32 protein-coding genes are annotated in these 23,427 nt (G+C 56.4%); 3 read left to right on the forward strand and 29 right to left on the reverse strand.

Annotation, left to right across the window (positions count from 1 at the left end; genetic code table 11):
* Positions 1 to 3 precede the first annotated feature (3 nt).
* The 21 genes from secY to rpsJ are packed head-to-tail and all read right to left on the reverse strand — an operon-like array spanning position 4 to position 9,588.
* Positions 4 to 1,266: a preprotein translocase subunit SecY gene (gene secY, locus ACM66T_RS12345; protein WP_231019336.1), complete on the reverse strand. Its 1,263-nt coding sequence runs from the start codon at positions 1,264 to 1,266 to the stop codon at positions 4 to 6.
* On the reverse strand, positions 1,266 to 1,664 hold the full coding sequence (gene rplO / locus ACM66T_RS12350) for a 50S ribosomal protein L15 (RefSeq protein WP_231019337.1): 399 nt from the start codon (positions 1,662 to 1,664) through the stop codon (positions 1,266 to 1,268). Before rplO ends, secY begins: the two co-directional genes overlap by 1 nt.
* Before the next feature lie 4 nt (positions 1,665 to 1,668).
* The gene (gene rpsE, locus ACM66T_RS12355; protein ID WP_231019338.1) at positions 1,669 to 2,112 is read right to left on the reverse strand and encodes a 30S ribosomal protein S5; all 444 of its coding nucleotides are present in this window, start codon (positions 2,110 to 2,112) and stop codon (positions 1,669 to 1,671) included.
* Positions 2,113 to 2,122: 10 nt separating this feature from the next.
* Complete coding sequence (gene rplR / locus ACM66T_RS12360) at positions 2,123 to 2,479, reverse strand: 50S ribosomal protein L18 (protein WP_231019339.1); 357 nt, start codon at positions 2,477 to 2,479, stop codon at positions 2,123 to 2,125.
* 11 nt (positions 2,480 to 2,490) lie between these two features.
* Positions 2,491 to 3,027: a 50S ribosomal protein L6 gene (gene rplF, locus ACM66T_RS12365; protein ID WP_416768625.1), complete on the reverse strand. Its 537-nt coding sequence runs from the start codon at positions 3,025 to 3,027 to the stop codon at positions 2,491 to 2,493.
* An 11-nt stretch (positions 3,028 to 3,038) separates the two neighbouring features.
* A complete protein-coding gene (gene rpsH / locus ACM66T_RS12370; RefSeq protein ID WP_231019341.1) occupies positions 3,039 to 3,434 on the reverse strand; it encodes a 30S ribosomal protein S8 in 396 nt (131 codons plus the stop codon).
* 36 nt (positions 3,435 to 3,470) lie between these two features.
* Positions 3,471 to 3,656: a type Z 30S ribosomal protein S14 gene (locus ACM66T_RS12375; RefSeq protein ID WP_231019342.1), complete on the reverse strand. Its 186-nt coding sequence runs from the start codon at positions 3,654 to 3,656 to the stop codon at positions 3,471 to 3,473.
* Positions 3,656 to 4,201, reverse strand: a complete 546-nt coding sequence (gene rplE, locus ACM66T_RS12380; protein ID WP_231019343.1) for a 50S ribosomal protein L5 — start codon at positions 4,199 to 4,201, stop codon at positions 3,656 to 3,658. Before rplE ends, ACM66T_RS12375 begins: the two co-directional genes overlap by 1 nt.
* Before the next feature lie 3 nt (positions 4,202 to 4,204).
* Positions 4,205 to 4,435 carry a 50S ribosomal protein L24 gene (rplX, locus tag ACM66T_RS12385; protein ID WP_231019344.1) on the reverse strand — a complete coding sequence of 77 codons (231 nt, stop codon included), beginning with the start codon at positions 4,433 to 4,435 and terminating at the stop codon, positions 4,205 to 4,207.
* The gene (gene rplN / locus ACM66T_RS12390) at positions 4,435 to 4,803 is read right to left on the reverse strand and encodes a 50S ribosomal protein L14 (protein WP_231019345.1); all 369 of its coding nucleotides are present in this window, start codon (positions 4,801 to 4,803) and stop codon (positions 4,435 to 4,437) included. Before rplN ends, rplX begins: the two co-directional genes overlap by 1 nt.
* Entirely contained in the window at positions 4,800 to 5,051 is a 252-nt protein-coding gene (gene rpsQ, locus ACM66T_RS12395; protein ID WP_231019346.1) for a 30S ribosomal protein S17, read from the reverse strand. Before rpsQ ends, rplN begins: the two co-directional genes overlap by 4 nt.
* Before the next feature lie 10 nt (positions 5,052 to 5,061).
* A complete protein-coding gene (gene rpmC / locus ACM66T_RS12400) occupies positions 5,062 to 5,247 on the reverse strand; it encodes a 50S ribosomal protein L29 (RefSeq protein ID WP_231019347.1) in 186 nt (61 codons plus the stop codon).
* Complete coding sequence (gene rplP, locus ACM66T_RS12405) at positions 5,234 to 5,659, reverse strand: 50S ribosomal protein L16 (RefSeq protein ID WP_231019348.1); 426 nt, start codon at positions 5,657 to 5,659, stop codon at positions 5,234 to 5,236. The genes rpmC and rplP overlap by 14 nt, the downstream gene beginning before the upstream one ends.
* Before the next feature lie 2 nt (positions 5,660 to 5,661).
* A complete protein-coding gene (gene rpsC / locus ACM66T_RS12410; RefSeq protein WP_231019350.1) occupies positions 5,662 to 6,363 on the reverse strand; it encodes a 30S ribosomal protein S3 in 702 nt (233 codons plus the stop codon).
* 2 nt (positions 6,364 to 6,365) lie between these two features.
* Positions 6,366 to 6,683 (reverse strand): 50S ribosomal protein L22, encoded by a 318-nt coding sequence (rplV, locus tag ACM66T_RS12415; RefSeq protein ID WP_231019351.1) that lies wholly within the window; start codon positions 6,681 to 6,683, stop codon positions 6,366 to 6,368.
* Positions 6,684 to 6,686: 3 nt separating this feature from the next.
* Complete coding sequence (rpsS, locus tag ACM66T_RS12420) at positions 6,687 to 6,962, reverse strand: 30S ribosomal protein S19 (RefSeq protein WP_231019352.1); 276 nt, start codon at positions 6,960 to 6,962, stop codon at positions 6,687 to 6,689.
* A gap of 3 nt (positions 6,963 to 6,965) precedes the next feature.
* A complete protein-coding gene (gene rplB, locus ACM66T_RS12425) occupies positions 6,966 to 7,796 on the reverse strand; it encodes a 50S ribosomal protein L2 (RefSeq protein WP_231019353.1) in 831 nt (276 codons plus the stop codon).
* A 2-nt stretch (positions 7,797 to 7,798) separates the two neighbouring features.
* A complete protein-coding gene (locus ACM66T_RS12430; protein ID WP_231019354.1) occupies positions 7,799 to 8,080 on the reverse strand; it encodes a 50S ribosomal protein L23 in 282 nt (93 codons plus the stop codon).
* Between the two features lies 1 nt (position 8,081).
* The gene (rplD, locus tag ACM66T_RS12435; RefSeq protein ID WP_231019355.1) at positions 8,082 to 8,693 is read right to left on the reverse strand and encodes a 50S ribosomal protein L4; all 612 of its coding nucleotides are present in this window, start codon (positions 8,691 to 8,693) and stop codon (positions 8,082 to 8,084) included.
* Entirely contained in the window at positions 8,690 to 9,265 is a 576-nt protein-coding gene (rplC, locus tag ACM66T_RS12440; protein ID WP_231019357.1) for a 50S ribosomal protein L3, read from the reverse strand. The genes rplD and rplC overlap by 4 nt, the downstream gene beginning before the upstream one ends.
* A gap of 11 nt (positions 9,266 to 9,276) precedes the next feature.
* Entirely contained in the window at positions 9,277 to 9,588 is a 312-nt protein-coding gene (gene rpsJ, locus ACM66T_RS12445; RefSeq protein WP_231019358.1) for a 30S ribosomal protein S10, read from the reverse strand.
* A 179-nt stretch (positions 9,589 to 9,767) separates the two neighbouring features.
* Between rpsJ and ACM66T_RS12450 the strand changes: the two genes are divergently transcribed.
* Entirely contained in the window at positions 9,768 to 10,838 is a 1,071-nt protein-coding gene (locus ACM66T_RS12450; protein WP_231019359.1) for an ATP-binding protein, read from the forward strand.
* 55 nt (positions 10,839 to 10,893) lie between these two features.
* Positions 10,894 to 13,212, forward strand: a complete 2,319-nt coding sequence (locus ACM66T_RS12455) for a putative bifunctional diguanylate cyclase/phosphodiesterase (protein WP_231019360.1) — start codon at positions 10,894 to 10,896, stop codon at positions 13,210 to 13,212.
* Between the two features lie 20 nt (positions 13,213 to 13,232).
* Here the strand turns inward: ACM66T_RS12455 and ACM66T_RS12460 are convergent, their stop codons facing one another.
* The 7 genes from ACM66T_RS12460 to ACM66T_RS12490 form a co-directional block, all read right to left on the reverse strand.
* Positions 13,233 to 15,005, reverse strand: a complete 1,773-nt coding sequence (locus ACM66T_RS12460) for a hypothetical protein (RefSeq protein WP_231019361.1) — start codon at positions 15,003 to 15,005, stop codon at positions 13,233 to 13,235.
* Positions 15,006 to 15,093: 88 nt separating this feature from the next.
* Positions 15,094 to 16,968: an alkaline phosphatase PhoX gene (locus tag ACM66T_RS12465; RefSeq protein ID WP_231019362.1), complete on the reverse strand. Its 1,875-nt coding sequence runs from the start codon at positions 16,966 to 16,968 to the stop codon at positions 15,094 to 15,096.
* A gap of 118 nt (positions 16,969 to 17,086) precedes the next feature.
* Positions 17,087 to 18,223: a hypothetical protein gene (locus ACM66T_RS12470; protein WP_231019363.1), complete on the reverse strand. Its 1,137-nt coding sequence runs from the start codon at positions 18,221 to 18,223 to the stop codon at positions 17,087 to 17,089.
* Positions 18,220 to 18,888 (reverse strand): ABC transporter ATP-binding protein, encoded by a 669-nt coding sequence (locus tag ACM66T_RS12475; protein WP_231019364.1) that lies wholly within the window; start codon positions 18,886 to 18,888, stop codon positions 18,220 to 18,222. Before ACM66T_RS12475 ends, ACM66T_RS12470 begins: the two co-directional genes overlap by 4 nt.
* Positions 18,885 to 20,120 (reverse strand): ABC transporter permease, encoded by a 1,236-nt coding sequence (locus ACM66T_RS12480; RefSeq protein WP_231019365.1) that lies wholly within the window; start codon positions 20,118 to 20,120, stop codon positions 18,885 to 18,887. The genes ACM66T_RS12475 and ACM66T_RS12480 overlap by 4 nt, the downstream gene beginning before the upstream one ends.
* Entirely contained in the window at positions 20,113 to 21,330 is a 1,218-nt protein-coding gene (locus tag ACM66T_RS12485; protein WP_231019366.1) for an ABC transporter permease, read from the reverse strand. The genes ACM66T_RS12480 and ACM66T_RS12485 overlap by 8 nt, the downstream gene beginning before the upstream one ends.
* Before the next feature lie 8 nt (positions 21,331 to 21,338).
* Positions 21,339 to 22,070 carry an outer membrane lipoprotein-sorting protein gene (locus ACM66T_RS12490; RefSeq protein WP_231019368.1) on the reverse strand — a complete coding sequence of 244 codons (732 nt, stop codon included), beginning with the start codon at positions 22,068 to 22,070 and terminating at the stop codon, positions 21,339 to 21,341.
* A gap of 68 nt (positions 22,071 to 22,138) precedes the next feature.
* Here ACM66T_RS12490 and ACM66T_RS12495 point away from each other — a divergent pair, with 68 nt between their 5' ends.
* Complete coding sequence (locus ACM66T_RS12495) at positions 22,139 to 22,699, forward strand: ribonuclease HII (protein ID WP_416768626.1); 561 nt, start codon at positions 22,139 to 22,141, stop codon at positions 22,697 to 22,699.
* On the opposite strand, the gene ACM66T_RS12500 is transcribed toward ACM66T_RS12495, so the two are convergent.
* On the reverse strand, positions 22,686 to 23,402 hold the full coding sequence (locus ACM66T_RS12500) for a lysophospholipid acyltransferase family protein (RefSeq protein ID WP_231019370.1): 717 nt from the start codon (positions 23,400 to 23,402) through the stop codon (positions 22,686 to 22,688). The two genes, ACM66T_RS12495 and ACM66T_RS12500, sit on opposite strands and share 14 nt — an antisense overlap.
* Positions 23,403 to 23,427 lie beyond the last annotated feature (25 nt).

Consider the following 23,427-nt stretch of genomic DNA (forward strand, 5'->3'; position numbering starts at 1 on the left):
GAGTTACAGACCGACCGCGCTGAGGGTTTCGTACTTGCTCATGTAGATCTGCGCTTCGATCTTGCGCATCGTATCAAGAGCAACCTGGACGACGATAAGTACGGCCGTACCGCCGAAGTAGAACGGTACACCCATCCCCTTGACGATGATCCACGGCAGTGTCGCAACCAGGCCGAGGTAGATCGCCCCTGTAAACGTCAGGCGGGATGCCGTTTCGTTCAGGAACTCCTTCGTTGCTTCACCCGGGCGTACACCCGGGATGAAACCGCCCTGGCGCTTGAGGTTATCGGAGATATCCTTCGCGTTGAAGACGATCGACGCATAGAAATACGCGAAGAAGACAACGAACAGGAAGGTCAGGAAGTTAAAGAAGTAGCCGCTCGGATTGAGCAGGTCCGCTACCGCCTGAACATACGGGTTCGTACTGCTGGAGAGTACCGTCATCGGGAACATCAGGATCGCCGAAGCGAAGATGACCGGGATGACGCCCGAAAGGTTGACCTTGATCGGGATGTAGTTCATCACGCGCTTGTTCTGGTTCGCCATCATCGTTTTCTTGGCATACGTCACCGGGATGCGGCGTTCGCCGAGTTCCACGTAGATGATGATACCGACGGTGACGAGGATCAGCAGCAGGATCGCAATAACCGTGATGAAGCTGATCGCACCCGTATTGAGCATCGTGACCGTCTGACCGATCGCAGAGGGGATCGCAGAGACGATCCCGGCGAAGATGATCAGAGAGATACCGTTGCCGACGCCGCTTTGCGTAATCTGCTCACCGATCCACATCAACAGCATTGTACCGGCGAGCATGGAGATCGCCGCGACCATGACAAAAGTGCCGTGGTCCATCAGGATCGCGCTGCTGCCGTCTTTTCCTGTCATGCTCTGCAGACCGATGCTGACGCCGACCGCCTGTACGAGGGTAATGGCAATCGTGGAGTAGCGGATAATCTGCATATATTTGACCATGCCGTCGCGCTCTTTTTTCATCTGTCCGAGGTTCGGGAAGGTCGCTGCAAGCAATTCCATAATGATCGACGCGGTAATGTAAGGCATGATACCGAGTGAAATAATGGAGAGGCGTTCGACGGCGTTTCCGCTGAACATGTTAAACAGGCCGAGAGCATCGGAGGAGTGTGAATCGAAGAAAGAGGCGATGACGGCAGTGTCTACGCCCGGTACCGGCACGTAGGCCAGTAGCCGGTAGAGGAACAGAAACCCGATCGTAATGAGGATCTTGTTGATGAGCTGCTGGTTCATTACTTGCCGGTTGTTGTAACGTTTTCGTCTTTGATCTTGGAAGCGAGGTCTTTCGCAGATGCGCCGACCAGTTTGACCTTAGTCACGGCCTTGCTCATCTTGTGAACACCGCGGATCGCTTCGACTGTGATCTCGTCGAGTGCCGCAACCGCTTTCATGCGGTCGACGTTGATAACGTACGGTTTAACAACACGTGACGTGAACCCGATCTTCGGCAGACGGCGTGCCAGCGGCTGCTGACCACCCTCGAAGTTACGCTTTGCATTGTAACCTGAACGTGCCTTCTGACCTTTGTTACCTTTACCTGCGGTTTTACCGTTACCGCTACCCTGACCGCGGCCCAGACGCTTCGTAGAATGCGTGGAGCCAGCGGACGGTGTCAAGTTTTCGAGTGCCATATGCTTATCCTTTCATACGCGCAAGCGCTTCGATCGTCGCGCGGACAACCGAATTCGGATTGTTCGAACCGATGGATTTCGTCAGGATGTCCTGGATACCCGCGAGTTCGAGAACCGGACGCATCGCACCACCGGCGATAACACCGGTACCTTCGGAGGCCGGTTTCATCAGGATGCGGCTTGCGTTGAACTTGTGCTCGATATCGTGCGCAATTGTAGTCCCTTTAATCTTAACATCCGTCAAGTTTTTGAACGCTTCGTCTACCGCTTTGCGGATTGCGTCGGGAACCTCTTTGGCTTTGCCGTAACCGAAACCGACGATGCCGTTCTTGTTACCGACGACGACCAGCGCAGTGAAACGGAAACGACGACCACCTTTGACAACTTTTGTGACCCGACCGATGTGTACGATCGATTCTTCGAATTCTTCTCTGTTGACAGTTTTCATCGATCAGTCCTTAAAACTTAATTTCGTTCGCGCGAAGTGCATCGGCAAATGCCGCAACGACGCCGTGGTAGACGTAACCGTTACGGTCAAAGAAGATCTCACTGACGCCAGCTGCTTTGAGCTTGCCTGCGAAATCTGCTGCCAGTGCAGCCGCACCCTCTTTGTTCGCTTTCGCACCCAGCGGCTTCGTGTTGGAAGCTGCCAGTGTGACCGCGCTCGCGTCGTCGATTGCCTGGACGCTGAGGTAGCGGTTAGAGCGGAAGATGCTAACGCGCGGCTTCGCTGCCGTACCGTTGATGTTTGCACGGATGCGGCGCTTGCGCTGAACACGTTTTGAAACTTTTGCTTTCAATACTTTTGCATTCATCTGCTCACCCCTTATTTTTTAGCTGTTTTACCGGCTTTGCGGACAATATGCTCTTCAACATATTTGACACCTTTGCCTTTGTAAGGCTCCGGCGGACGGAAAGCGCGGATCTCGGCAGCCATTTGGCCGATCTGCTGGTTATCGATCCCTTTGAGGGTGATAACGTTCTTGTCGACAGAAACCTCAACACCCGCAGGGATGTCGTAGTTGATGTCATGGGAAAAGCCGAGCTGCAGGTTCAGGACTTTGCCCTGGACCGCGGCACGGTAACCGACACCGTTGATCTCGAGCTGCTTCGTGAAGCCCTCAGTGAGGCCTTTGACGATGTTTGCAGCGAGGGCACGGTAGGTTCCCCAGAAAGCGCGGTGCTCGCGTGCATCGGATTTGGATGCGAACGTCAACGTGTTGTCTTCAATTTTGAATTCAACGTTGCCTTTCGTGTCGAGGGTACGCGTGTTGTTGCCTTTTTTGAAAGTGATAACTTCACCGTCAGTCGTTACGTTCACATCGGCCGGGAATGCGACCGGAGCTTTACCAATACGTGACATGCGTTATCTCCTTACCAAACTGTACAAAGTACTTCACCGCCGACGCCGAGCTCGTAAGCTTTATCGTTCGGGATGACACCTTTGGAAGTACTGACGATGATCGTACCGTAGCCGTTTTTGAAACGCTTGATATCGTCACGGCCCTTGTACACGCGGCGTCCCGGTTTGGAAACGCGCTTCATCTCGTTGATGACGGTTTTACCCGCTTCATCATACTTCAACACAACGTTGATGCTCTTCTTGTTGCCGTCTTCGACAACGTTAAAGCTATCAATGTAACCCTTCTCTGCGAGAATACCAACGACTGCTTCGACGGACTTGGAGTGCATCAGCGTTGTCACGTCGAGGCGACGCATTGCTGCATTCCGGATACGGGTCAAAGAGTCTGCAATAAGATCATTTACCATTTTATTTTTCCTTGCTAACAGTCAGGAGTTTCAAGCTTACCAGCTTGACTTTCTGACGCCTGGGATCAATCCCTCATTTGCCATTTTTCTGAAGCAAACACGACAAATACCGAAGTCACGGAGCACAGAGTGCGGGCGGCCGCAGATCTGGCAACGTGTATAAGCACGAACCGCGAATTTCGGTTTGCGCTGCTGTTTTGCGATCATGGACTTCTTAGCCATTACTCTCTTCCTTTCGCGAACGGCATACCCATTGCTTCGAGCAGGGTAAATGCCTCTTTGTCACTCTGCGTCGTTGTGACGATCGTGATGTTCATCCCGTGGATCTGCATGATGGAATCATAGTTGACTTCCGGGAAGATCAGCTGCTCGTTCAGACCGAAGTTGTAGTTACCGCGACCGTCGAAACCGTTGCGCGGGATACCACGGAAGTCTTTCACGCGCGGCAGAGCGACAGCGATCAGTTTGTCCAGGAAGGTGTACATGTTCTCACCGCGCAGGGTGACTTTGACACCGACCGGCATCCCTTCGCGGACTTTGAAGCCTGCAACGGATTTACGAGCATCGACGACAGTCGCATGCTGACCGGCGATCAGGCTGATCGTGTCCTGGATGTTCTGGATCAGTTTGTTGTCTTTCATCGCGAAGCCGGTACCGACAGAGATGATGATCTTCTCGACCGCAGGGATCTGCATCGGGTTTTTGATCTCCATCTTGCTCTGCAGCTCCGGTTTCATCGCGACATATTTATCTTTCAAACGTGCCATAACTTACGCCTCCACTTTGCGGACATTGGATGCATCGATCGGCATCTCTTTGCTCATGAATCCGCCCTTCGGGTTCTCTTCCGTCGGCTTGACCGCTTTTTTCGCGAGCTTGCAGCCTTTGACGAGGACCTTGTTCTCTTTCGGCATGACCATCAGAACTTCTGCCTTGGTGCCTTTGTCGTCACCGGCAATGATCTCGACCATATCGCCTTTTTTGAAGTTAAACTTTGCCATTACACAACCTCCGGAGCCAGGGACACGATCTTCATGAAACCTGCGTAGCGTACTTCACGGCTAACAGGACCGAAGATACGGGTACCGATCGGCTCTTTTTTCGCGTCGAGGATGACGGCAGCGTTGTCATCGAAACGGATCAGAGAACCATTTTCGCGCTGTACTTCTTTTTTCGTACGGACAACGACAGCCTTGACGACCTGACCTTTTTTGACTTTTCCGGTCGGGAGCGCTTTCTTGACTGAAGCAACGATAACGTCACCTACAGAAGCGTAACGGCGCTTGGAACCGCCCAGAACCTTGATACACATGATCTCTTTCGCACCAGTGTTATCTGCAACGTTCAGACGAGTAAAGCTCTGGATCATGACTCTACTCCTGTGGCGACAACGCTTTTAAGTTCGAAAGACTTTGTCTTGGACATCGGGCGGCACTCAACCGCGATCACTTCGTCACCGACGTTCAGCGTGTTGTTCTCATCGTGGATGAGATATTTTTTGAAACGCTTGACCGTTTTGTGGTAGCGCGGGTGCATAACGCGGCGCTCGACAACGACCGTCGCCGTTTTGTCACCGGCTTTCTTGACGACTACACCCTGAATTTCACGTTTAGACATTCGGGTCTCCTTACTTCGCTGCGCTGAGCGCAGTGTTGATACGGGCGATATCTTTGCGCACGTTGCGCAGCTCGCTCGTGTTCTGCAGTTGCATCGTTTTTTGCTTCAGTCTCAGCGTGAAGAGCTCAGTCTTCTTCTCTTTGAGCATTGCGCTCAGTTCCGCTGAAGTCTTCTCTGCCAAATCAGTATACTTCATTGTCCATCTCCGCCGTTACAATTTTCGTTTTGAATGGCAGCTTGTGCATCGCAAGCGTCAGCGCTTCGCGTGCCAGAGACTCTTCAACGCCACCCATTTCGAAGATGATACGACCCGGTTTAATGTTCATAACCCACTGGTCGATCGCACCTTTACCTTTACCCATACGTACTTCAAGCGGTTTCGCAGTAAGCGGCTTGTCCGGGAAAACACGGATCCAGATCTTACCCTGGCGCTTGATGTGACGGGTTGCCGCGATACGCGCCGCTTCGATCTGACGGGAGTTAATACGACCCGCTTCAACCGCTTTGAACGCGATATCGCCGAACGCAAGTTTGTAGCCGCTACGCGCTTTACCGCGGTTGCGACCTTTCATGTACTTGCGGAATTTCATTCTTTTTGGCATCAACATGATTAATCCGCCTTTCTCGGAGCACGACCGCGGCGCTCACGCTTATCTTCTTCTTTAGGTTCCGGCTGGATACCTTTGGAGAGGACTTCACCTTTGAAGATCCAGACCTTGATACCGATGATGCCGTAGGTTGTATGCGCTTCGGCAAAACCGTAATCGATCTTGGCACGGAGCGTATGCAGCGGCACGCGACCTTCGCGGTACCACTCGGTACGTGCCATTTCAGCACCACCGAGGCGGCCTGCGACGGCGATACGGATACCCTTGGCACCGGCACGCTGTGCATTCTGCATTACTTTCTTCATCGCACGGCGGAACGCAACACGGCGCTCCAGCTGTGTCGCAACGTTCTCAGCAACAAGCTGCGCCGCGATCATCGACTTTTTCTCTTCTTTAATGTTGACGGCAATGTCTTTGCCGATCAGGTTCTGAAGCTTTGTTTTGAGCTTCTCGATATCAGCACCTTTTTTACCGATGATGATACCCGGGCGTGCTGCGACGATCGTGACGCGCAGACGCTTAACCGTACGCTCGATGATGATGTTGTTCACACCTGCATAGTAGAGTTCCTTTTTCAGGAAAGTACGGATTTTGTGGTCTTCGCCCAGGTTGGCCGGTGCGTTTTTGAAATTCGGATACCAGCGGGACTCCCAGTTACGGTTGATGCCCAGACGGAATCCGATCGGATTGACTTTCTGACCCATAATTATTTACCCTCTACTTCTACTAAGATGTGTGCCGTCGGTTTGCGGATCCCGCTTGCCATACCGCGAGCACGCGGACGGAAGCGTTTGAGAACCGGACCGTTGTCAACACGGCAAGAAGTGATCACACAGTCGCTGGCATCGTTGCCGCTGTTCGCGACAGCCGATGCGACGACTTTGGAGATGATCTTCGCCGCTTTGTTCGGCGTGAACTCCAGTGCAGCGATCGCTTCTTCAGCGTTCATGCCCTGGATTTCACGTGCGATAAGGCGAGACTTCGTCGGAGAGACGCGGATAAATTTCAACAGTGCTCTTGCCATGCGTTACCCTTTTCTCTGTACAGAGCCCTTGTGGCCCTTGAATGTACGTGTCGGAGCGAACTCACCGAGCTTGTAGCCGATGTGGTTCTCTGTCACGTAGACCGGTACAAACTGGCGTCCGTTGTGGACGTTGAGTGTCAGACCGATCATATCCGGCAGGATCACGCTGCGGCGTGACCATGTCTTGATAGGCTTATTGCTCTTCGCTTCTTTGGCTGCGAGCACTTTTTTCATCAAATGGTCGTCTACGAACGGACCTTTTTTTACTGAACGTGCCATCGATTAACCTTTCTTACGACGAGTGATAATAAGCTTATCGCTCGCTTTTTTACGACGCGTTTTCGCACCCTTGGTCGGTTTACCCCACGGAGTAACCGGGTGACGACCGGAGTTTGTTTTACCTTCACCACCACCGTGCGGGTGGTCAATCGGGTTCATCGCGGAACCGCGCGTCTGCGGGCGGATACCCATGTGGCGTGTACGACCGGCTTTCGCGAAGACGATGTTGCTGTACTCTTCGTTACCGACAGTACCGATCGTCGCCATACACTCGCCGAGGACGTAGCGCATTTCACCGGAAGGCAGACGCAGGGAGACGTACTTGCCGTCACGACCCATGATCTGAGCAGATGTACCGGCAGAGCGGACCATCTGTGCACCTTTGCCCGGCTTGAGCTCGACATTGTGGACGGTAGTACCGACCGGAATGCTTTTGAGCTTCATCGCGTTGCCCGGCTTGATGTCGAGGCCTTCGACTGCTGCTGCAACCATGTCACCGACATTCAGGCCCTTCGGCTGAAGGATGTAACGCTTTTCACCGTCTGCATAGTTGATAAGCGCGATACGGCAGTTACGGTACGGGTCGTACTCGATCGCGGCAACTTTGCCCGGGATACCGAACTTGTTGCGTTTGAAATCGATGATACGATAGAGCTTCTTCGCACCGCCCTGCTTGTGGCGGGACGTGATGCGTCCGTTGTTGTTACGACCAGCGTGTGCCGGCAGCTTGACCAGCAGAGAGCGGACAGATGCCTTTGCTGTGATGTCACCGGAGTCGATGTTCGTATAGAAACGGCGACTCGGGGTAATTGGTCTGTAAGTTTTAATTGCCATGATTACACCGCCATCGATTCGATTGCTGCGCCCTCAGGCAGCTTGACATAAAACTTTTTATAGTCGTTCTGCTTGCCCATGACACCGCGGAAGCGTTTTGTCTTACCGCTTTGGTTCAGTGAGTTGATACGTGTCGGGATAACACCGAAGTACTCACGGAACACCTCTTTGAGACCGGTTTTGGTCATACGCGGGGATGTCTGAACAACGACGACACCCTCTTCCTGCAGACCAAGCGTTTTCTCTGTGTAAACGATTGATTTAATATCTGTAATATCAGCCATCTTAGCTCTCTTTAGTCAGATTTTCCCATACCGCTTTTTCGATAACGACAGCGCGGTATGCTGATGCCAGGAATGCATTCAGTTCATTCTCTTCAACCAGGTAAGTTGACTGGATGTTACGGAAGGCCAGGAACGTGTTCTCATCAACGATGGACTTGACGAGCAGTGCATCGCGGACACCCAGCTTGTCAAACATTGCCTTGGCATCTTTCGTTTTGCCTGACGCGATCTCGATCGAATCAACGATGAAGAGTTTGCCTTCTGCCGCCAGAGCGTCAAGGGCAAAGTTCAGCGCAAGCTTCTTCTGCTTCTTGTTGACTTTCTGGTCGTAGTTACGGCCTGTGTTCGGCCCGTGAACGACGGCACCACCGACCCATACCGGGGAACGGCGTGAACCGGCACGCGCACCACCGCGGCCCTTCTGTGCCCACGGCTTCTTACCGCCGCCGCGCATCTCGGAACGAGTCTTCGCAGAAGCTGTATCAGCACGCAGACCCGCCTGGTATGCTTTCACATACAGGTAGAGGTTGTGCGGGTTGATTCCTGAAAAGCTTTCCGGCAGTGCAAGCTCGGACGCTTTTTCAAAATTTTCATTCAATACGATAGCGCTCATTTAACAACCTTTACACGACCCATTGCACCGTTAGCGCCCGGGATAGAACCCGCGACAACGAGGATGCCGTTTTCTGCGTCGTAAGAAATCACTTCGTTTTTGACGGTGACTTGCGTGTTACCGTACTGACCGGCCATTTTGCGGCCCGGCTGGACGCGGCCCGGCCACTCACAGTTACCGATAGAACCCGGACGGCGGTGGAAGCGTGAACCGTGTGCTGCAGGACCCCCTGCAAAGTTCCAGCGCTTCATAACACCGCTGTAACCGCGACCCTTCGTGTTGAAAGAGGCTTTGACCACTTTCGCTTCACCCAGGGAAGCAGTTTCAAGGTCACCGGCTTCCGTGTTACTGACAGTCAGTGTCACGAAACGGTTGAACTCTTTCGGCAGGTCGTATTTCTTCTGCTGACCTTCGATTGACTTGTTCATCTTTTTGCCGTCATTGTATGCAACGATCGCGCGGCCGTTCTCGACTTCGCAGACCTTTGCCTCTTTGACTTTCAGAAGCGTTACCGGAGTGCTCGGAACGCTGATAGTACGGCTCATACCGATTTTTTCAACAATATATTCCATTGTGCTACTCCTTACTTATCCATCGAGCGGACTTCTACGTCCACTTCCGGCGCCAGATCAAGTTTCATCAGAGAGTCGACCGTGTCCGGCGTAGCGGAGACGATGTCGATCAGACGGGCGTGCATACGGATCTCGAACTGCTCACGGCTGTCTTTGTTGACGTGAACGGACTTAAGAACCGTATATTTACGGATTTTTGTCGGAAGCGGAATCGGACCGCGGATTTCCGCGCCCGTACGCTTTACAGCTTCTACAATAGAACTAACCGAACGATCCAGTACACGGTGATCGTACGCTCTCAGTTTCAAACGAATCTTTTCCATAGTTTTTCCTCATAAAGAACTCGTTGGATCTTCTCCAACTATTATAAAGGGAGCGGAATTATACTGAGATCACTTTCCAAATTCAAGAGTTTTAGGGGGGTTTGGACGAATTTTATCCAAATTTATTTCCTTTTCAAAAGGAAGTGATAAAATCATATTGACAAAACAGAGGAGTAACGATGACCGAACTGCTGGAAAAATTCTACCGCCAGGACCTCCATGCCGGCGGATACGTCGAACGCAAATTCTCCCCGCCGGAGCACTCCTTCTACCTCAGCGGCATCCCCCTCAGCGGCAAGAGCATGCTTATCAAGCACTATCTGCTGCAAAAGAAGAAAGCGTCCTACCTCTACATCGACTGCAGCGATATCCGCATCGACACGGAGCGCTTCAACGCCCAGATACGCTCGTTTTGCAATACCCACGAGATCGCCACCCTCGTGCTGGACAACTACCGGCCGGAGCTGCTGCTCCCCTCGGTCGCACAACTGATCCTGATCGGCCGTGAGGCCCCCGAAGCCGAGGGGTTTCCCCACTACCGTCTCTTCCCCCTCGATTTCGAGGAGTTCCTGGCATTCGAGCGCAAATACGATGAAAGCGCCCTCAATGACTTCTTGCAGCTGGGAGGGCTGCCGGTCATGCACAAAACCCCCTCCGAAGAGCGCCACCCCCTGCTGCAGCGCGCCTTCAAGGAGGCCCTGGGCGACATCGGTTTCGACCTGATGCTGCTGGCCGCGCGCCTGCACACCCTGAAGGTTTCCGCCTTCATGCTCTACGAACGGCTCAAGAGCGAACGCAAAATCTCCAAGGACATGCTCTACCGCCACTATGCCAGCATGCTCTCCGAGGGGTACCTGCACGCCGTGGCGAAGTTTGACCACCCCCGGGCGACCAAGAAGCTCTATCTCTGCGACATCGCGCTCAAAAACGCCCTGGTGTTCCAGAAGCACTTCGGGCGCCTGTTCGAGAATATGGTGCTGACCGAACTCGCCAAGCACCACAGCGAGGTGTTTTACGAGGAGCAGATCGATTTCTACCTTCCCGAAAGCAACCGCGTCATTCTCTGCATGCCCTTCGGGACCAAGGAGATCCTTTTCAAAAAGATCGAGCAGGCCGAAGCTTTCATCGTCACCCACGGCGTGCAGAGGGTCGAGGTCGTCACAATGAGCAGCGAGTCCTCCCTGCACCACCCCTTCGTCGAGGCGGAGATGATCCCCTTCGCGCAGTGGGCGCTGGGCGAAGAGGAGTAGGCCCGCCGTTCCATCACGATCTGTTGTATAATAGACTCAAAAACGAAAGGCAAGGATGAAGGGCATTTCACTTCTGCACCTCTCCAAACATTTCGACAAAGCCGATGACTTCCGGAGGCGCTTGCTGCGCCTGCTCTATGAAAACCTCTCCGGCGCCGCCATCGTCATCTGGTTCAATGCCTCGCTTTTCATCTACATCCTGTGGCCCGTAGCCAACCAGACACAGCTGGCGGTCTGGTACGCCCTCATGACGGGGGTCACACTCCTGCGCTACCTGGACACCCGCCGTTTTTTCCGCCAGGAAATCCCCCAATACGACACATGGTATCGGCGGCTCTTTATAGGCGTCCTCTTCTCCGCACTCCTCTGGGGGAGCATTCCGCTGCTTTTCTTCACCGAGGTCACTCCCACTTACCAGATGTTCATCATTATCATCATCATCGGGATGAGTGCCGGGGCGCTCAGCACCCTCGCGGCGGACCTGCGCCTCTCCTTCATCTATCTGTTCAGTCTGCTGGTCCCGCTGGCCTATCGTCTGCTCGACGAGGGTTCCCCGATCTTTGTCGCCTCATTTGTCCTTCTCCTCGCCTTTATCGCCGTCGTGCTGCATACGGCCCAGGAGTTCCACCGCAGCCTTGTCGAAAGCTACCGCACCCTGGAGCTCTACCAGAACACCAAAGACCGGCTCGGCAAAAGCGAGAAGCGGCTGCAGATGATGTTCGATCAGACGCCGATCGGCATCTTCTACTACGATACGGACCTCTTTATCGTCGACGTCAACCGCGCCCTGTGCCACTTCCTCCAGGCGCAGCGCAAGGAGCTGATCGGTCTCAGTCTCCGGAATCTTCCCGATCAGCGCCCGCTCCAGGGGGCCTACCGTGACGGCGACTACACACGCCATGCCGTGTATGAGGGTCCCTACCACACCAAACTGCGCGGCCTGGATCTCTGGATCAAAGTGGAATTCATCCCCATCGTCGACGACCGGGGCAAAATGGTCGGCGGCATGGCGATGTTCACCGACAAGACCCAGGAACAGACGGCGATGAAGCAGGCGAAGTTCCTCTCCCTGCACGATCCGCTCACGCAGCTGCCCAACCGGGAACTGCTCAAAGAGCGTATCCGGCAGCTGCTCAAAGAGGACCGGCGCCTTGCCCGTTTCTCGGCACTGCTCTTTCTCGACCTGGACCGCTTCAAACATATCAACGATACGGCCGGGCACCTTGTCGGCGACCGTCTGCTCATCGAATCGGCCAAGCGCCTCGACGAACTGCTGCGCGAAAGCGATACCCTCAGCCGCCTCGGGGGAGACGAGTTCGTCATCCTGCTGCCGCTGATCGCCACCGATGAGGACGGCACCGTCCGCCATGCGTTTCAGGTCGCCGAAAAAATCCATGATGCACTGCGCCGCCCCTTCCATATTGAAGGGCATCAGCTCTACACCTCCTGCAGCATCGGCATCACCACCCTTGAGAGCGCCCCCGAAGATATCGACGAGGTGCTCAGGCGCGCCGATACGGCGATGTACCAGGCCAAAGCGGACGGACGGGACCGTACCCGCTTCTACGATCCGGAAATGGACCAGAAAGCCCGCGATTACCTCCGAACGCAGCGGCGGCTCCGGCACGCGATCGAAACGGGCGGCTTCACCCTCGTTTACCAGCCCATCGCCCATATCACGACCGACAACGTCATTGCCGCCGAAGCCCTGCTGCGGTGGCATGATGAGATTGGTAACGAAATCCCGCCCGCGCACTTCATTCCGGTCGCCGAAGAGTCGGGGCTGATCAAAGCGATCGGCGAATGGATCATCAACGAGGCGTGCCGGCAGATCAGCGCCTGGCAGAAAGAGGGACTATTCTGCCTCGATTACGTCTCCATCAATATCAGTCCGCGGCAGCTGATTGAGGGCGACTTCGCCGACCTCGTTGCCGAAAACATCCGGCGCCACGGCATCGCCCCCGAATCACTGCGGCTCGAGATCACGGAGACGGCGCTGATCGAGAATTTCGACAAAACGAAAAGACTGATCGACACGCTCAATGCCCAGGGCGTCAAGTTTATCATCGACGACTTCGGCACCGGCTACTCCTCTCTCTCCTACCTCAAGCAGTTCGCCTTTTCCGCCCTCAAGATCGATCAGAGCTTCATCCGCGATATTCTGCATGACCCCAAGGATGCCACCCTGGTACGCGCCATTATCGATATCGCCCGCCAGTTTGACTACCAGGTGATCGCCGAAGGGGTCGAGGAGGATGCACAGCGCAAGATGCTGCGTGAAAACGACGACGCCATCGCCTACCAGGGTTACCTCTGCAGCCAAGCGGAAACAGCCGGGGTCTTCGAGAAACATCTGCACAGGAAGTGCGGCTAGCCGAGGGGGCTTCCGATCATTCAGTGCAGCGGATAACGCTCCATCGTGACGGCCTTGACGCCGGTCGGGGCGCCGATGGCCACTTCCCGGTGCACATTGAGGGCCGGGGCAACATGCGCATCGCGTCCGTAAATGTAGCTCTGGGCATCAACGATCACCCTGTAGGCCTTGTTCAGCATCAACGCCCGCCCGGGCGTGGGAAGGATCAGCCGTGAGACATCGCTGTGCAGCGCTTCGATCTCGGATAGTTTCAGGCTCCCGTTGGCATCGAAAAAGCGCGCCATCACCTCATCGTTGCCGCGGAATTCGTCCCCGGCATGGTTAGCTTCGAGGTAGAGAGTGTACTCATAGCGGCCGTCGGCCAGCATCGGCTCTTTGATATCTTTGAAACCGCGCGCCGACTGTGTCCAGTGGTACCATCCCATCTGCTTCGCCCCCGCATCGAATTTACGCGGGAAAACAAAAGTACTGTCGACGACGGCACCGATCCCTGAATGGCAGCCGATACAGAAGAGCGTCTCCTCGTAGGTCTGAGGCCGCAGGTACCCCTGCTTGTCCTCGATGAACCCCTGATAGACCCAGCCCAGCCCCGTATTGAGTCCCGTCTCTTCATTGCCGGTAATCGTACGCAGCCGATTGGGAAAGTCATCTTTGTCCTTGATCTCCGCCTGCGCCGCGTTGGAGAGCTGCGGGTAGGTGTTCCAGGCGCTCTTGCGTCCGTAGCGCAACTCCTTCATCCGCGGAGCCATCCCGATGCTGCCGTTGGCATCCACGTCGATATAGCGCACTGTATGCAGGAACTCCGTCTGCTCTGGGTAGAGGCCCGGGGCCATGTGCAGCGCGTTGTCGATCTGCGCGTTTTCGGCGCGCCCGACATAGGACATGGCGTAGTTGAAAAAGCGCTTCTTTACAAAATCGTACGAGGGCGCGGCCCAGCGGTAGACAACCTTGGTCGCGCTGTCCAGGGTCCCGTTTTGGTTCAGGTCCACGCCGAACACCTTCTCGTCCACCGGCTCGATCGCAATGTCGCTGCGTTTGATCAGCGCCTCCACGATGGCGAGGTTGACCTTGTAGACCTCTTTGTCAAAGACGCCCTCCTTGTTCTGCCGCATCACGTCCGGCAGCCGGATCAGCACATCGTCCGTAGAACCGTTCGTCGGCCAAAAGGTACCGAGGAAAGGGTAGTAGGCAAAGGCCCGCCAGCCGGTATAGGCGCCGTTCGGGTCACGGTCGAACCCCTCCCCGTCGAACGCGAAGTAGCAGTCAGGGGTAAAGCCGCCCCACTTCCCGTCATGGTTGTAATCCCAGGCATCCGGAACATGCTTCAGGATCTCGCCGAGCATAATCGTGCCATTGGCGTCGAAATAGTTATCCCCGCGGACATAATCGAGGATCGCCGCGTCGGAGACGGCAGCAACGGCATCGGTACGGTCGCTGAAGAGGTTGGTCCACGGGTTCTTATAGGTCGCTTCACTGAACCTGTAGCTCTCCTGCAGCGCCGCATCGTCGATATAGTTGGGCTCGACCGAATTGGTATGGCAGGTGAAACAGGGGTTGTGCGTGTTCCCGCCGCCATCCTCTGTTTTCGTATAACACTGCGACGTCACATAGGCACCGGCGCTGTTCTTGACGGTCATCGCCGTCACGTCCGTGAAAAGCTGGTCCGTTTCATAGGCAGTCGCATTCACCTCGGGAAGCGGTGTTGGCGTCGCATTGGCGTCACCTGCCGGAGTATCGCTGCTGCAGCCTGAAAACAGTAAAACAAATGCCAGAATATAAGAGGGGTATGTCATATTTCTTTCCTTGCAGACCGTACGGAGGAGGCGGTACGGTCTGCACGAAGAGAAGGCGGAAGGCCCTCCCTGGTCGCCCGGGGGGCGATCAGAACTTGAACGGTCCGACGACACCGACGAAGGACTCTTTCTGTGCGTCCGTCGCCTGGCCGACGAGGCCGTACTCTACGTCACCGGTGGAAACTTCACCGAAGGGGTGCTGCGTGACGACGGTGAGGTAGTCATACCCTTTGACGTCGCGCTCCCAGTACGGGGACGTTGTCTCGGAGCCGTACGGCGTGGAGATGATGCGGGTCATCTTTTCGCTGACGACATCGTAAGCCCAGACGAAGTCATTCGGGTGGTAGCCGGTATCTTCGCCGATCGCCAGGATGTTCTGTCCTGCAAGGTACGTGACGTTATCCGGGTTGGCGATGCCGCTGACCGCACAAGTGTAGCTCTCATAGGCGGAACCTTCCGGGTAGCTTGCTGGCGCACCTGCGACAACCCCGTACATGTTGCTGACGACGTAGTTACTGTCGATCTTGCTCTGCACCGTATCATAGGCTGCCTGGCTTTCGCCGTTGATGTTCAGGCCGTAAACCGCGCCGCACTTGTTGTCGCTGAGCTGAACGTCGCCCTCGCCATCCGTCATCCCTTTAGTGACCTGGCTCATTGCTACGAACAGGACACCGTGATCAGGGTCAAAGGTGATCCCCTCCTCTTTTCTGAACTCGGTCGTCGCACCCTTCATTGCTGCATAACGACGTGTTTCGAGGAATGCTGCTGCTTTGTCCATACCGGTTTTGACCTGCAGACACTCTTTGCCCATCGCCGTGTTGACGTAGGTATAGCCCGGGTTACATGCATCGGCAACAGGCGCTTCGTAGGCGAAGATGTCGCTGAAGACCGGCTCGCCGGCAACGATCGTGCGGATCTCCGCATCCGTCGCGTGACCCAGTTTGATCCACATCAGGTCGGCTTTGCCGGCACCTTCGTCGGACGTCTGGATCCACTTGGCCGCGTACAGCGTCCCCGCGCTCAGATCCTGCGCCGCATCGGCGATGTACATGTAGAAGCCGACGTTCGTACCGTCATCAGAGAGGTACGCCGTACGCTCGTCCGGCATGACGTAGGCAAGTTCCCATGCCGCACGGCCCATGCTGAAGTGTTTTGTATAACCGAAGACCGGTGTCGCGACAGACGCGTCAACCGTGACTTCCGGGATCCAGCCGTAGAAGTACGGGTTATTGTCCGCCGTGGCGTTCGCGTTGTTCTCGTCATGCCAGTAGAACTTCGTTACCTCGTTGAAGCGGGAGTTGCCTGTCAGCTTCGTGGAAGGATCAAGCGTATCCTCGATTTTTTTCGCATCGGGCTCATACTCTTCGGAACCGAGGTGGGATTCCCACGGCGTCGTCATACCGGCACAGTGGACCCAGCCGCCGAACTCCGCTTTCTGGCTGATATACTGCATGGAGTCCGGTTTGACGGAGAGCGTACCCTTGTTCTGCTGCAGCTCCATCCCGTACATGCCGCCGATGCCGCATTCGAACTGGTTGACCATAAAGATACGGCCATTGGCACGCAGAATGGAGGAGTGGTCCAGACCCGAACCGTCGCCGCTGTTTGTACCGTTACAGATATACGGGCTGCCGTCGGTAAAAGAGATCGCCGCGTCCGTATGGTCTTTGAGCAGGCCGAAGGTTTCGCCGTTGTTCACATCGGCCGTCGCCATCAGCTTCGTAAAGCCGATCGTCTCCGTTTTGCCCGTTTCGAGGTAGGTCACGCTGTCCGTTGCACGGAGCGAAGACTTCTCCTCGTCGAGAACAGGAGCGCTCAGCTCTGAAAAAGAGAGCAGTGTCGCTTCGTTCGTGTTCGGAGTAATGCCGTCAACGCCGTTGGAGCCGTCTTCGGTACAGCCGCTGAGCATCAGCAGTGCTGCTGCCGAGGCGGATAACATGATCATTGTTTTATCAAACTTCATCGTCCAATCCTTGTTTAAAAAAGATGGCGAATTGTAGAAGGCGAATATTACGCCCGCGATGCCGATTGATATCGCCAGCGTTACGGCAAGGATACGTTTTGAAAACATTCGTTTCTCCCTAATAGCTGGCCTGCCACTCCAGGTAAAAGCGCTCGCCGTAGGGGCCGAACGCGCTGCTGTCGCTGCCGAACCCCAGCAGCATACCGGCCGTGAAGGTGTTGTGATCGTTCAGGGTGTAGGTCAGTGACGGTGCGACGAAACGGCTGTTCGCCTCGTCGAAGCTCTCTATGTAGAGAAAGGAACCGCTGAAGGCGAGGTTGAAATCATATGCCAACGTCGTCCCGGCGTAAAAAGGGGACTGCACCATATTCCCGACCAGTTCATCGGCGTAGTTGTCAAGCAGCTGCGTATAGGTGAAGGTTTCGGAGCTGTAGAGGGCTTCGACAACCCAGGTGATGCCGTTTTCGAATCCGTAGTCAAACCCGGCGATCCCCTGGAAGAACTCGGTGCCCAGGAGGTCGCTCTTGAAGTACCCCCCTTCGCTCCGCCACTCCGCCCCGGTACTGAAAAAGTTCCCTTCGAGCTCATACCCTATCATCAGGGTATCTTCGCTGCGGATAAAGTCGATGCCGACATCGGCAAAGGCCAGGTACCCCTTCCCTCGTGCGGCATATTTGAACGTGCGGTCGTGGCGGAGGGATGCGACGGCAGTGACGGTACTGAGGTCACTGGGGGCATAGCTGTAGGTCGTCGCCAAAACGCCGTACACCTCGTCAGGCTCCAGGGCGTAGCTGTTCTTCGCGTTGTAGAGGTCCGTCGGCGTCCAGATCCGCCCCACCCCCATGCTGATCTTCTGGACCCCGGCGGTGATCCGCTGCACACTGTCCTCATAGCCGCCGTAGAGGCGGTATATCCGCGCATGGGCTACGCCCGGACCGTAATGCTGCGCCTCGGTGCGCACTTCGAAGGGGATGTCCGGCCGGACCTCGTCAAACAGCGCGAATTCGTCACTGTGCACATACCCTTCTCCCAGATAGTTGACGACGTCACCGATGCCCGTCAGAAAATAGGCCCCGCTGCGCCAGCCCCCGCTGAGCCGGAGCCGGTCATAGTCATAGGTGTACGCCGTGTCGTCGAGACCGGAGTGCTGCTGCAGCAGGAAATTCGTATTTTCGATCGTGAAGGTCGTCTCCGCCGCCCGTAGCGGCATCAGAACCAGCAGTAACGATGCACCAGCGAAACGCCGCAGGGTCATGGCACGACTTGCCCGTCGCTGAGCTTGATGATCCGGCGGGCCTGCTCCACGACGTAATCGTCGTGGGACGAGAAGAGGATCGTGATCTTTTCGACCGCGTTGAGCTGCTTCATCATCGCCATCAGGTGCTCGGAGTTGCGCGAATCGAGGTTGGCCGTCGGTTCGTCGGCGAGAATGAGTTTCGGTTTCGCCGCCACGGCCCGGGCCACGGCGACGCGCTGCTGCTGGCCGCCGCTGATATGGCCCGGCATGGCATCGAGCTTCTCCTCTATTTCCAGCAGTTTTGCCACCTCCGCCACCCGCGTCTCGATCGCGTCCGGTGCAAAGCCGCGCAGCTTCATGATGAAGCCGATGTTCTCGCGCACCGTGAGGACGGGCACAAGGTTATAGGCCTGGAAGACGAAGCCGATCTGTTCCAGGCGCAGCCGCGAGCGTGCCCCCTCGTCCAGGCCGGAGAGTTCGGTGCCGTCGATGGTTATGGAGCCGCTGTCGATGGCGTCGAGCGCCCCGATGGCGTTGAGCAGCGTTGTTTTACCGCAGCCCGAGGGCCCGGTGATCACCCCGTACTCCCCCGTCGCGACGGCGAGGTCGATGTCGCGCAGGGCGTGCACCTCGCGCTCCGTATCCTTGTAAAAGTATTTGTTCACTCTGCGCAGTTCGATCATACCTGTATCACCTCGATAAGATTAAGCTTTTTGAGCCTTCGCAACGGCATCAGCACCGACACGATCGCCGCCGCGATGATGGCCAGGAAGGTGTTGGTGAAGTAGCGGCTCTTGATATCGGCGTAGACGACGGCGTTGTAGCCGAACGCCTCCAGCCCCGCCGCGTATTCGCGCAGGTCGAGCCCCTGCGTCTGCAGGTACCACAGGGCGGCGTAGCTGGTGAATGCCCCCAGCACAAAACCGACCACGCCCAGCACCAGCGCCTCCGCGGCGACCTGGGTGCGCAGCTGCGACTGGGGTGTCCCCAGCGCGATGAGGATGCCGAACTCGCGGGTCCGCTCAAGCACCGAGACGAGCATGACGCCGAAGATGCCGATGAGGACCACAAGCATGACGATGGCAAAGGTAATGGAGTTGAAGATGACCATCATCTCCTGCATCTGTTGGAGCACCGGGTAGAGCGTCTGCCACGTCTCGACCTCCAGCCCCGGGAAGGCGGCCTGCAGCCGTGCGGCAACCGCTTCCGTCTGCGAAGGTGCCGCCAGCCGCAGCGCCACCTGGGTCGCGCCGTTCGCACCCAGTCCTGAGAAGGTGCGGCTGCGCGGCAGGGCGACGTAGATCGTCTGGTTGTCGATGAGCAGGTTCGACGTCTGCACGATCGCCGTCACATAGAGCGAAACGGCGCTGATATCCCCCTGGGCGTTCTGCGACGAGAAGACCAGGCGGTGCCCCACCTCGACGCCCAGATCTTCCGCCAGTTTCTTGCCGATGGCGCAGCCGTTCTGCCGCCGCCCCCAGTCGATTTTCCCCGTTTTGACAAAGCCGGAGAGCTGCCCGAAGCGCTCTTCGGCCTCCAGGTCGATGCCGACCAGCCGTCCCATCGCCGACTTGCGCGCGGTCGAGGCCAGGCCGGTCTGCGATAGCCTGACGGAGTAGGCGGCGACGGCCGTGTCCGCATCCAGTGCTTCCAGCAGCGGCCGGTCGTCGGCGATGGCGTACTCCAGGCTCTGGTAGAGCCGGAACTTCGGGGCGTAGACGGAGATCTCGCCACTGTCGCTGCGGATCGTGCTCTCGCGCATCGTTTTGACCATGCCGTCGTAAAGCCCCTCGATGGCGAGCATCGCCGTCATACTGCCGGCAATCATGAGAATGACGAGCCCGGAGCGGCGGGCGCGGCGCCACAGGCTGTGCCATGCCATCTTCAGGGCCAGGGTGAAGGTCGTTTTAGACATGGTGCATCGCCTCCACCGGGGTGTAACGCTTGACGACCGCAATGGGGTAGAGGACGGCCAGCATATTGAGAGCAAAGACAACTCCCGCATTCCAGCCGATGGTGGACCAGTCGAAACGCATCGGAATCTGGTCGTCGACGATCCCGTAGTCGCGGTACGCCTCCGCGATCCCCTCGATCACCATGGGATGCAACTCGAAATACCAGGCGATCGGCGCCCCCACTGCCACGGAGAGCCCAACGGCCGCGAGCGCGATCAGCAGCATCTCCAGCAGCAGCAGTGCGGAGACGTTCCGGGGGGAGAGGCCGATGGCGCGCAGCATCCCCAGCTCCCGGGTCCGTCCGACGATGTTGAGGAAACTGAAGATCATGATGACAAAGAAAATAACGACGAAGAAGACCCCCATTGAGATGTAGCCGAAGACGCTGTCCACCTCCATCGCCTCCACCTGCGCATGCATCAATACGGTCCACGGCACGGCCTCGAGCCCCTCGGCCAGCCCGGCCTGCACCGCGTTGACCGTCTGCGGCAGCGCCGTGAGGTCATCGACGGAAGCGACAATGTACGATGCCATATCCCCGCTCAGCATCAGGGTGTCGTAGTACGCCTTGTTCACAAATGCGGAGGAGGCGTCAAATTCAAAGAGGCCCGTTTTGAAAATGCCGACGATCCGGAAATTCTCCGCGGCAAAGGAGTCGTCCGTCGCCGTGCCGATGAGCGCCACGGTATCGCCGACCCCCACCTTCAGCCTCACCGCCAGTTCGCTGCCGATATAAAGCGCGTTGGTGTCGTTATCCTCGAGGTAGCGCCCTTCACGGCGCGCTTCAGCCATTTTGGAAAGCCGTCGTTCCCCTCCGGGGTTGATGCCTACGACCATCGCCCCCACAGAATCACGGGGGGTGGAGAGCAGCGCGAAACTCTCCAGGCGCGGCGCGTAGGCCGCGATCCCCGCCGTGCGCGCCAGCAGCGCCTCCTCGGCCGAGACGTCGGTCAGCAGGTAGTCATACCCCCCCTCTTCACGGTACCCTTTTTTGTAGATATGCAGGGCGTTTTCATAGATGTCGAGGGCGCTTTTGAGCATATGCGCATGCGAACCGTCCATCAGGGCGACGTAGACGATAAAGAGCAGGGAGCTGAAAAACGTCAGCGCAAAGGTGACGACGGTCCGCCCTTTGTAATGGAGGATGTTTTTCAACGCCAGTCCGAACATCATGATCCCTAGCGCGAGTAGCGTTTAAGCGCCTGCTTCGTGAAATAGCTGCCGCTCACGCCCCGGTCGTAGACGACGTCGGAGAGGAGCACCAGCGTCTCGTTCTTCTCCTTGCCCTTCTCCAGCGGTTTGATCCGCATAACCGTCGGGATATGGTGCGTACCGAAGGTTTTGACGTCACTGTAAAACATCTCCCGCACCTTGCTGCCGAAATCGTCGTAAAAGACGTCATGCATCTGGGTATAGGTCCGCCGGTCGATCTGCGAGACAATCCGTCCCCACACGACGGCCGCATCGGGTTTCGGGGTGAAAGCGATGGTTACCGTCTCCGCCGTCTTTTCGAGGATCTCTGCGTCATAGTCGTCGACCATCGAACTCTCTTTAACCATGTCGTCGTTGGTGAAATCGCTCCCCATCCAGCTCTGCAGCATCATCGACGGCGGGATCTTGACGATGCGTTCGATCTTCGGCACGTACTGCCATAGCTGCTTGTCGAGTTTTAAAAAGGTGATGCCGCTGTCTTTGGGCGGGTAGAGTATCTTCATGAAGCTCTTCGTCTTCCCCTCGGCCCAGCTCTCGATCCGCACCGTCCGCTTGTGCCGCGCCGAGGTGATGACCATCTCCAGCTTCATGTAGACGTCTTTTCCGCGAAGGTTATCCTCCACTTTTTTGACGATCTCGGAAGCCTCCGAACCGAACAGCAGGAGTGTCATCGAGAGCCAGACCAACAGTAACCGCATTGCGCTTTCCCTCCCCTCGTTTTACCGATTATAGCTATATTTGGGCCGGAACACCCTAAAATATCCGAATGGAAACAGTACTACCTCTTTGCGGGATCGACGAAGCGGGGCGGGGCCCCATCGCCGGTCCGCTCGTCATGGCGGGCGTTATTTTGCACGCGCCGCTGGTCGGCCTGAACGATTCGAAAAAACTGACGGAGAAAAAGCGCGAAGCGCTTTACGCGCGCATTACGGAAAACGCGGCCTACCACATCGTGCGTTTTTCCGCGCAACAGATCGACGACGACGGCATCTCCGCCTGCCTCGCAAAAGGGCTCAAAGAGATTATGGAGGTTCTGGGGGAGGCCGACTACCTCTTCGACGGCAATTCAACCTTTGGCGTCAAGGGACTGCGCACACAGGTCAAAGCCGACGCCGACGTGCCCGAAGTGAGCGCGGCCTCCATCCTCGCCAAGGTTACCCGCGACCGGGAGATGGTCGCCCTGGCCTCAACCTACCCGCAGTACGGCTTTGAAAAACATAAGGGGTACGGTTCGGCGGCACACATCGAGGCGATCCAGACCCATGGCTACAGCGCCGTCCATCGCCGGAGCTTCCGCCTGAAGGCCCTGCAGCCTACGCTGTTTTAGGGGTGAGCGTTTTCGCAGCGTCCATAAACGCGCGGTACTGCTCTTCGATGTTTTCCAACGCGAGCGGCTCGCCGATATGGATGTGCACTTCGTAAGGCTGCTTGAACGGGGAAGCCTGGTACACTTTTTCAAGCTGGTCGTCGATATAGATCGGGACGATCTGCATCTTGTTTGCCTTGGCGATCTTCTCCGCGCCCGGCTGAAACGGCCCGACTCCCTCGCCGCCGAAACGCTCCCCCTCGGGGAACATAAAGAGATTAAGGTCCGGCGCCACCTGGAAAATATGCTTAATCTTTTTAAAAAAGGCTAGCATCCCCTTCCCCGCTTTGAGGTCGACCGCGATACAGCCGCTGTATTCGAAAAATTTCCCGTAGATCTTGTTGTCGAGCAGCGTCTGCTTGGCGATCCACATCCCCGCCTTCTGCTGCGTAGAGAAGAGGGACTCGATGCTGATAATGTCGAGCAGGCTGCGGTGATTGGCGATATAGAGCACCCGGTTCGCTTCGGGGAGCCCGCCGTGCATCACCGGAACGACGTTGAGGTATTCCAGTACGCTGAGCGAATAGTTCTGGCGCTCCTTCGAGAGGGCGTGATAGCGGTCGTGTTCATCCAGCTGCGTGTCTAGATAGACATGGCGGAAGATGGGGATGAACTTCTTCCCGAGCCAGATCATATAGAGGTATTTGCGGAGGTTTTTAAACATGGCGGGTATTATAGCAGGTAATAAC

This window comes from Sulfurimonas sp. ST-25, assembly GCF_048079205.1.
In the GTDB taxonomy this organism is placed as follows: domain Bacteria; phylum Campylobacterota; class Campylobacteria; order Campylobacterales; family Sulfurimonadaceae; genus Thiomicrolovo; species Thiomicrolovo sulfuroxydans.

Coding starts and splice junctions, on each gene's coding strand:
- rplO (WP_231019337.1), bottom strand. CDS start 1,664: ATGGCACTCGAAAACTTGACACCGTCCGCTGGCTCCACGCATTCTACG.
- rplC (WP_231019357.1), bottom strand. CDS start 9,265: ATGGAATATATTGTTGAAAAAATCGGTATGAGCCGTACTATCAGCGTT.
- ACM66T_RS12480 (WP_231019365.1), bottom strand. CDS start 20,120: ATGTCTAAAACGACCTTCACCCTGGCCCTGAAGATGGCATGGCACAGC.
- rplB (WP_231019353.1), bottom strand. CDS start 7,796: ATGGCAATTAAAACTTACAGACCAATTACCCCGAGTCGCCGTTTCTAT.
- ACM66T_RS12430 (WP_231019354.1), bottom strand. CDS start 8,080: ATGGCTGATATTACAGATATTAAATCAATCGTTTACACAGAGAAAACG.
- ACM66T_RS12500 (WP_231019370.1), bottom strand. CDS start 23,402: ATGTTTAAAAACCTCCGCAAATACCTCTATATGATCTGGCTCGGGAAG.
- ACM66T_RS12460 (WP_231019361.1), bottom strand. CDS start 15,005: ATGACATACCCCTCTTATATTCTGGCATTTGTTTTACTGTTTTCAGGC.
- rpsJ (WP_231019358.1), bottom strand. CDS start 9,588: ATGGAAAAGATTCGTTTGAAACTGAGAGCGTACGATCACCGTGTACTG.
- rplE (WP_231019343.1), bottom strand. CDS start 4,201: ATGGCACGTTTGAAAGATAAATATGTCGCGATGAAACCGGAGCTGCAG.
- rplF (WP_416768625.1), bottom strand. CDS start 3,027: ATGTCACGTATTGGTAAAGCTCCGGTCGCATTCCCGGCCGATGTGAAC.
- ACM66T_RS12490 (WP_231019368.1), bottom strand. CDS start 22,070: ATGCGGTTACTGTTGGTCTGGCTCTCGATGACACTCCTGCTGTTCGGT.
- ACM66T_RS12495 (WP_416768626.1), top strand. CDS start 22,139: ATGGAAACAGTACTACCTCTTTGCGGGATCGACGAAGCGGGGCGGGGC.
- ACM66T_RS12465 (WP_231019362.1), bottom strand. CDS start 16,968: ATGAAGTTTGATAAAACAATGATCATGTTATCCGCCTCGGCAGCAGCA.
- rpsE (WP_231019338.1), bottom strand. CDS start 2,112: ATGAAAACTGTCAACAGAGAAGAATTCGAAGAATCGATCGTACACATC.
- rplN (WP_231019345.1), bottom strand. CDS start 4,803: ATGATCCAGAGCTTTACTCGTCTGAACGTTGCAGATAACACTGGTGCG.
- rpsQ (WP_231019346.1), bottom strand. CDS start 5,051: ATGTCTAAACGTGAAATTCAGGGTGTAGTCGTCAAGAAAGCCGGTGAC.
- ACM66T_RS12485 (WP_231019366.1), bottom strand. CDS start 21,330: ATGTTCGGACTGGCGTTGAAAAACATCCTCCATTACAAAGGGCGGACC.
- ACM66T_RS12375 (WP_231019342.1), bottom strand. CDS start 3,656: ATGGCTAAGAAGTCCATGATCGCAAAACAGCAGCGCAAACCGAAATTC.
- rplX (WP_231019344.1), bottom strand. CDS start 4,435: ATGGCAAAGTTTAACTTCAAAAAAGGCGATATGGTCGAGATCATTGCC.
- ACM66T_RS12475 (WP_231019364.1), bottom strand. CDS start 18,888: ATGATCGAACTGCGCAGAGTGAACAAATACTTTTACAAGGATACGGAG.
- secY (WP_231019336.1), bottom strand. CDS start 1,266: ATGAACCAGCAGCTCATCAACAAGATCCTCATTACGATCGGGTTTCTG.
- ACM66T_RS12450 (WP_231019359.1), top strand. CDS start 9,768: ATGACCGAACTGCTGGAAAAATTCTACCGCCAGGACCTCCATGCCGGC.
- rpmC (WP_231019347.1), bottom strand. CDS start 5,247: ATGAAGTATACTGATTTGGCAGAGAAGACTTCAGCGGAACTGAGCGCA.
- rpsH (WP_231019341.1), bottom strand. CDS start 3,434: ATGGTAAATGATCTTATTGCAGACTCTTTGACCCGTATCCGGAATGCA.
- rplR (WP_231019339.1), bottom strand. CDS start 2,479: ATGAATGCAAAAGTATTGAAAGCAAAAGTTTCAAAACGTGTTCAGCGC.
- ACM66T_RS12470 (WP_231019363.1), bottom strand. CDS start 18,223: ATGACCCTGCGGCGTTTCGCTGGTGCATCGTTACTGCTGGTTCTGATG.
- ACM66T_RS12455 (WP_231019360.1), top strand. CDS start 10,894: ATGAAGGGCATTTCACTTCTGCACCTCTCCAAACATTTCGACAAAGCC.
- rplP (WP_231019348.1), bottom strand. CDS start 5,659: ATGTTGATGCCAAAAAGAATGAAATTCCGCAAGTACATGAAAGGTCGC.
- rplV (WP_231019351.1), bottom strand. CDS start 6,683: ATGGCAAGAGCACTGTTGAAATTTATCCGCGTCTCTCCGACGAAGTCT.
- rplD (WP_231019355.1), bottom strand. CDS start 8,693: ATGAGCGCTATCGTATTGAATGAAAATTTTGAAAAAGCGTCCGAGCTT.
- rpsS (WP_231019352.1), bottom strand. CDS start 6,962: ATGGCACGTTCAGTAAAAAAAGGTCCGTTCGTAGACGACCATTTGATG.
- rpsC (WP_231019350.1), bottom strand. CDS start 6,363: ATGGGTCAGAAAGTCAATCCGATCGGATTCCGTCTGGGCATCAACCGT.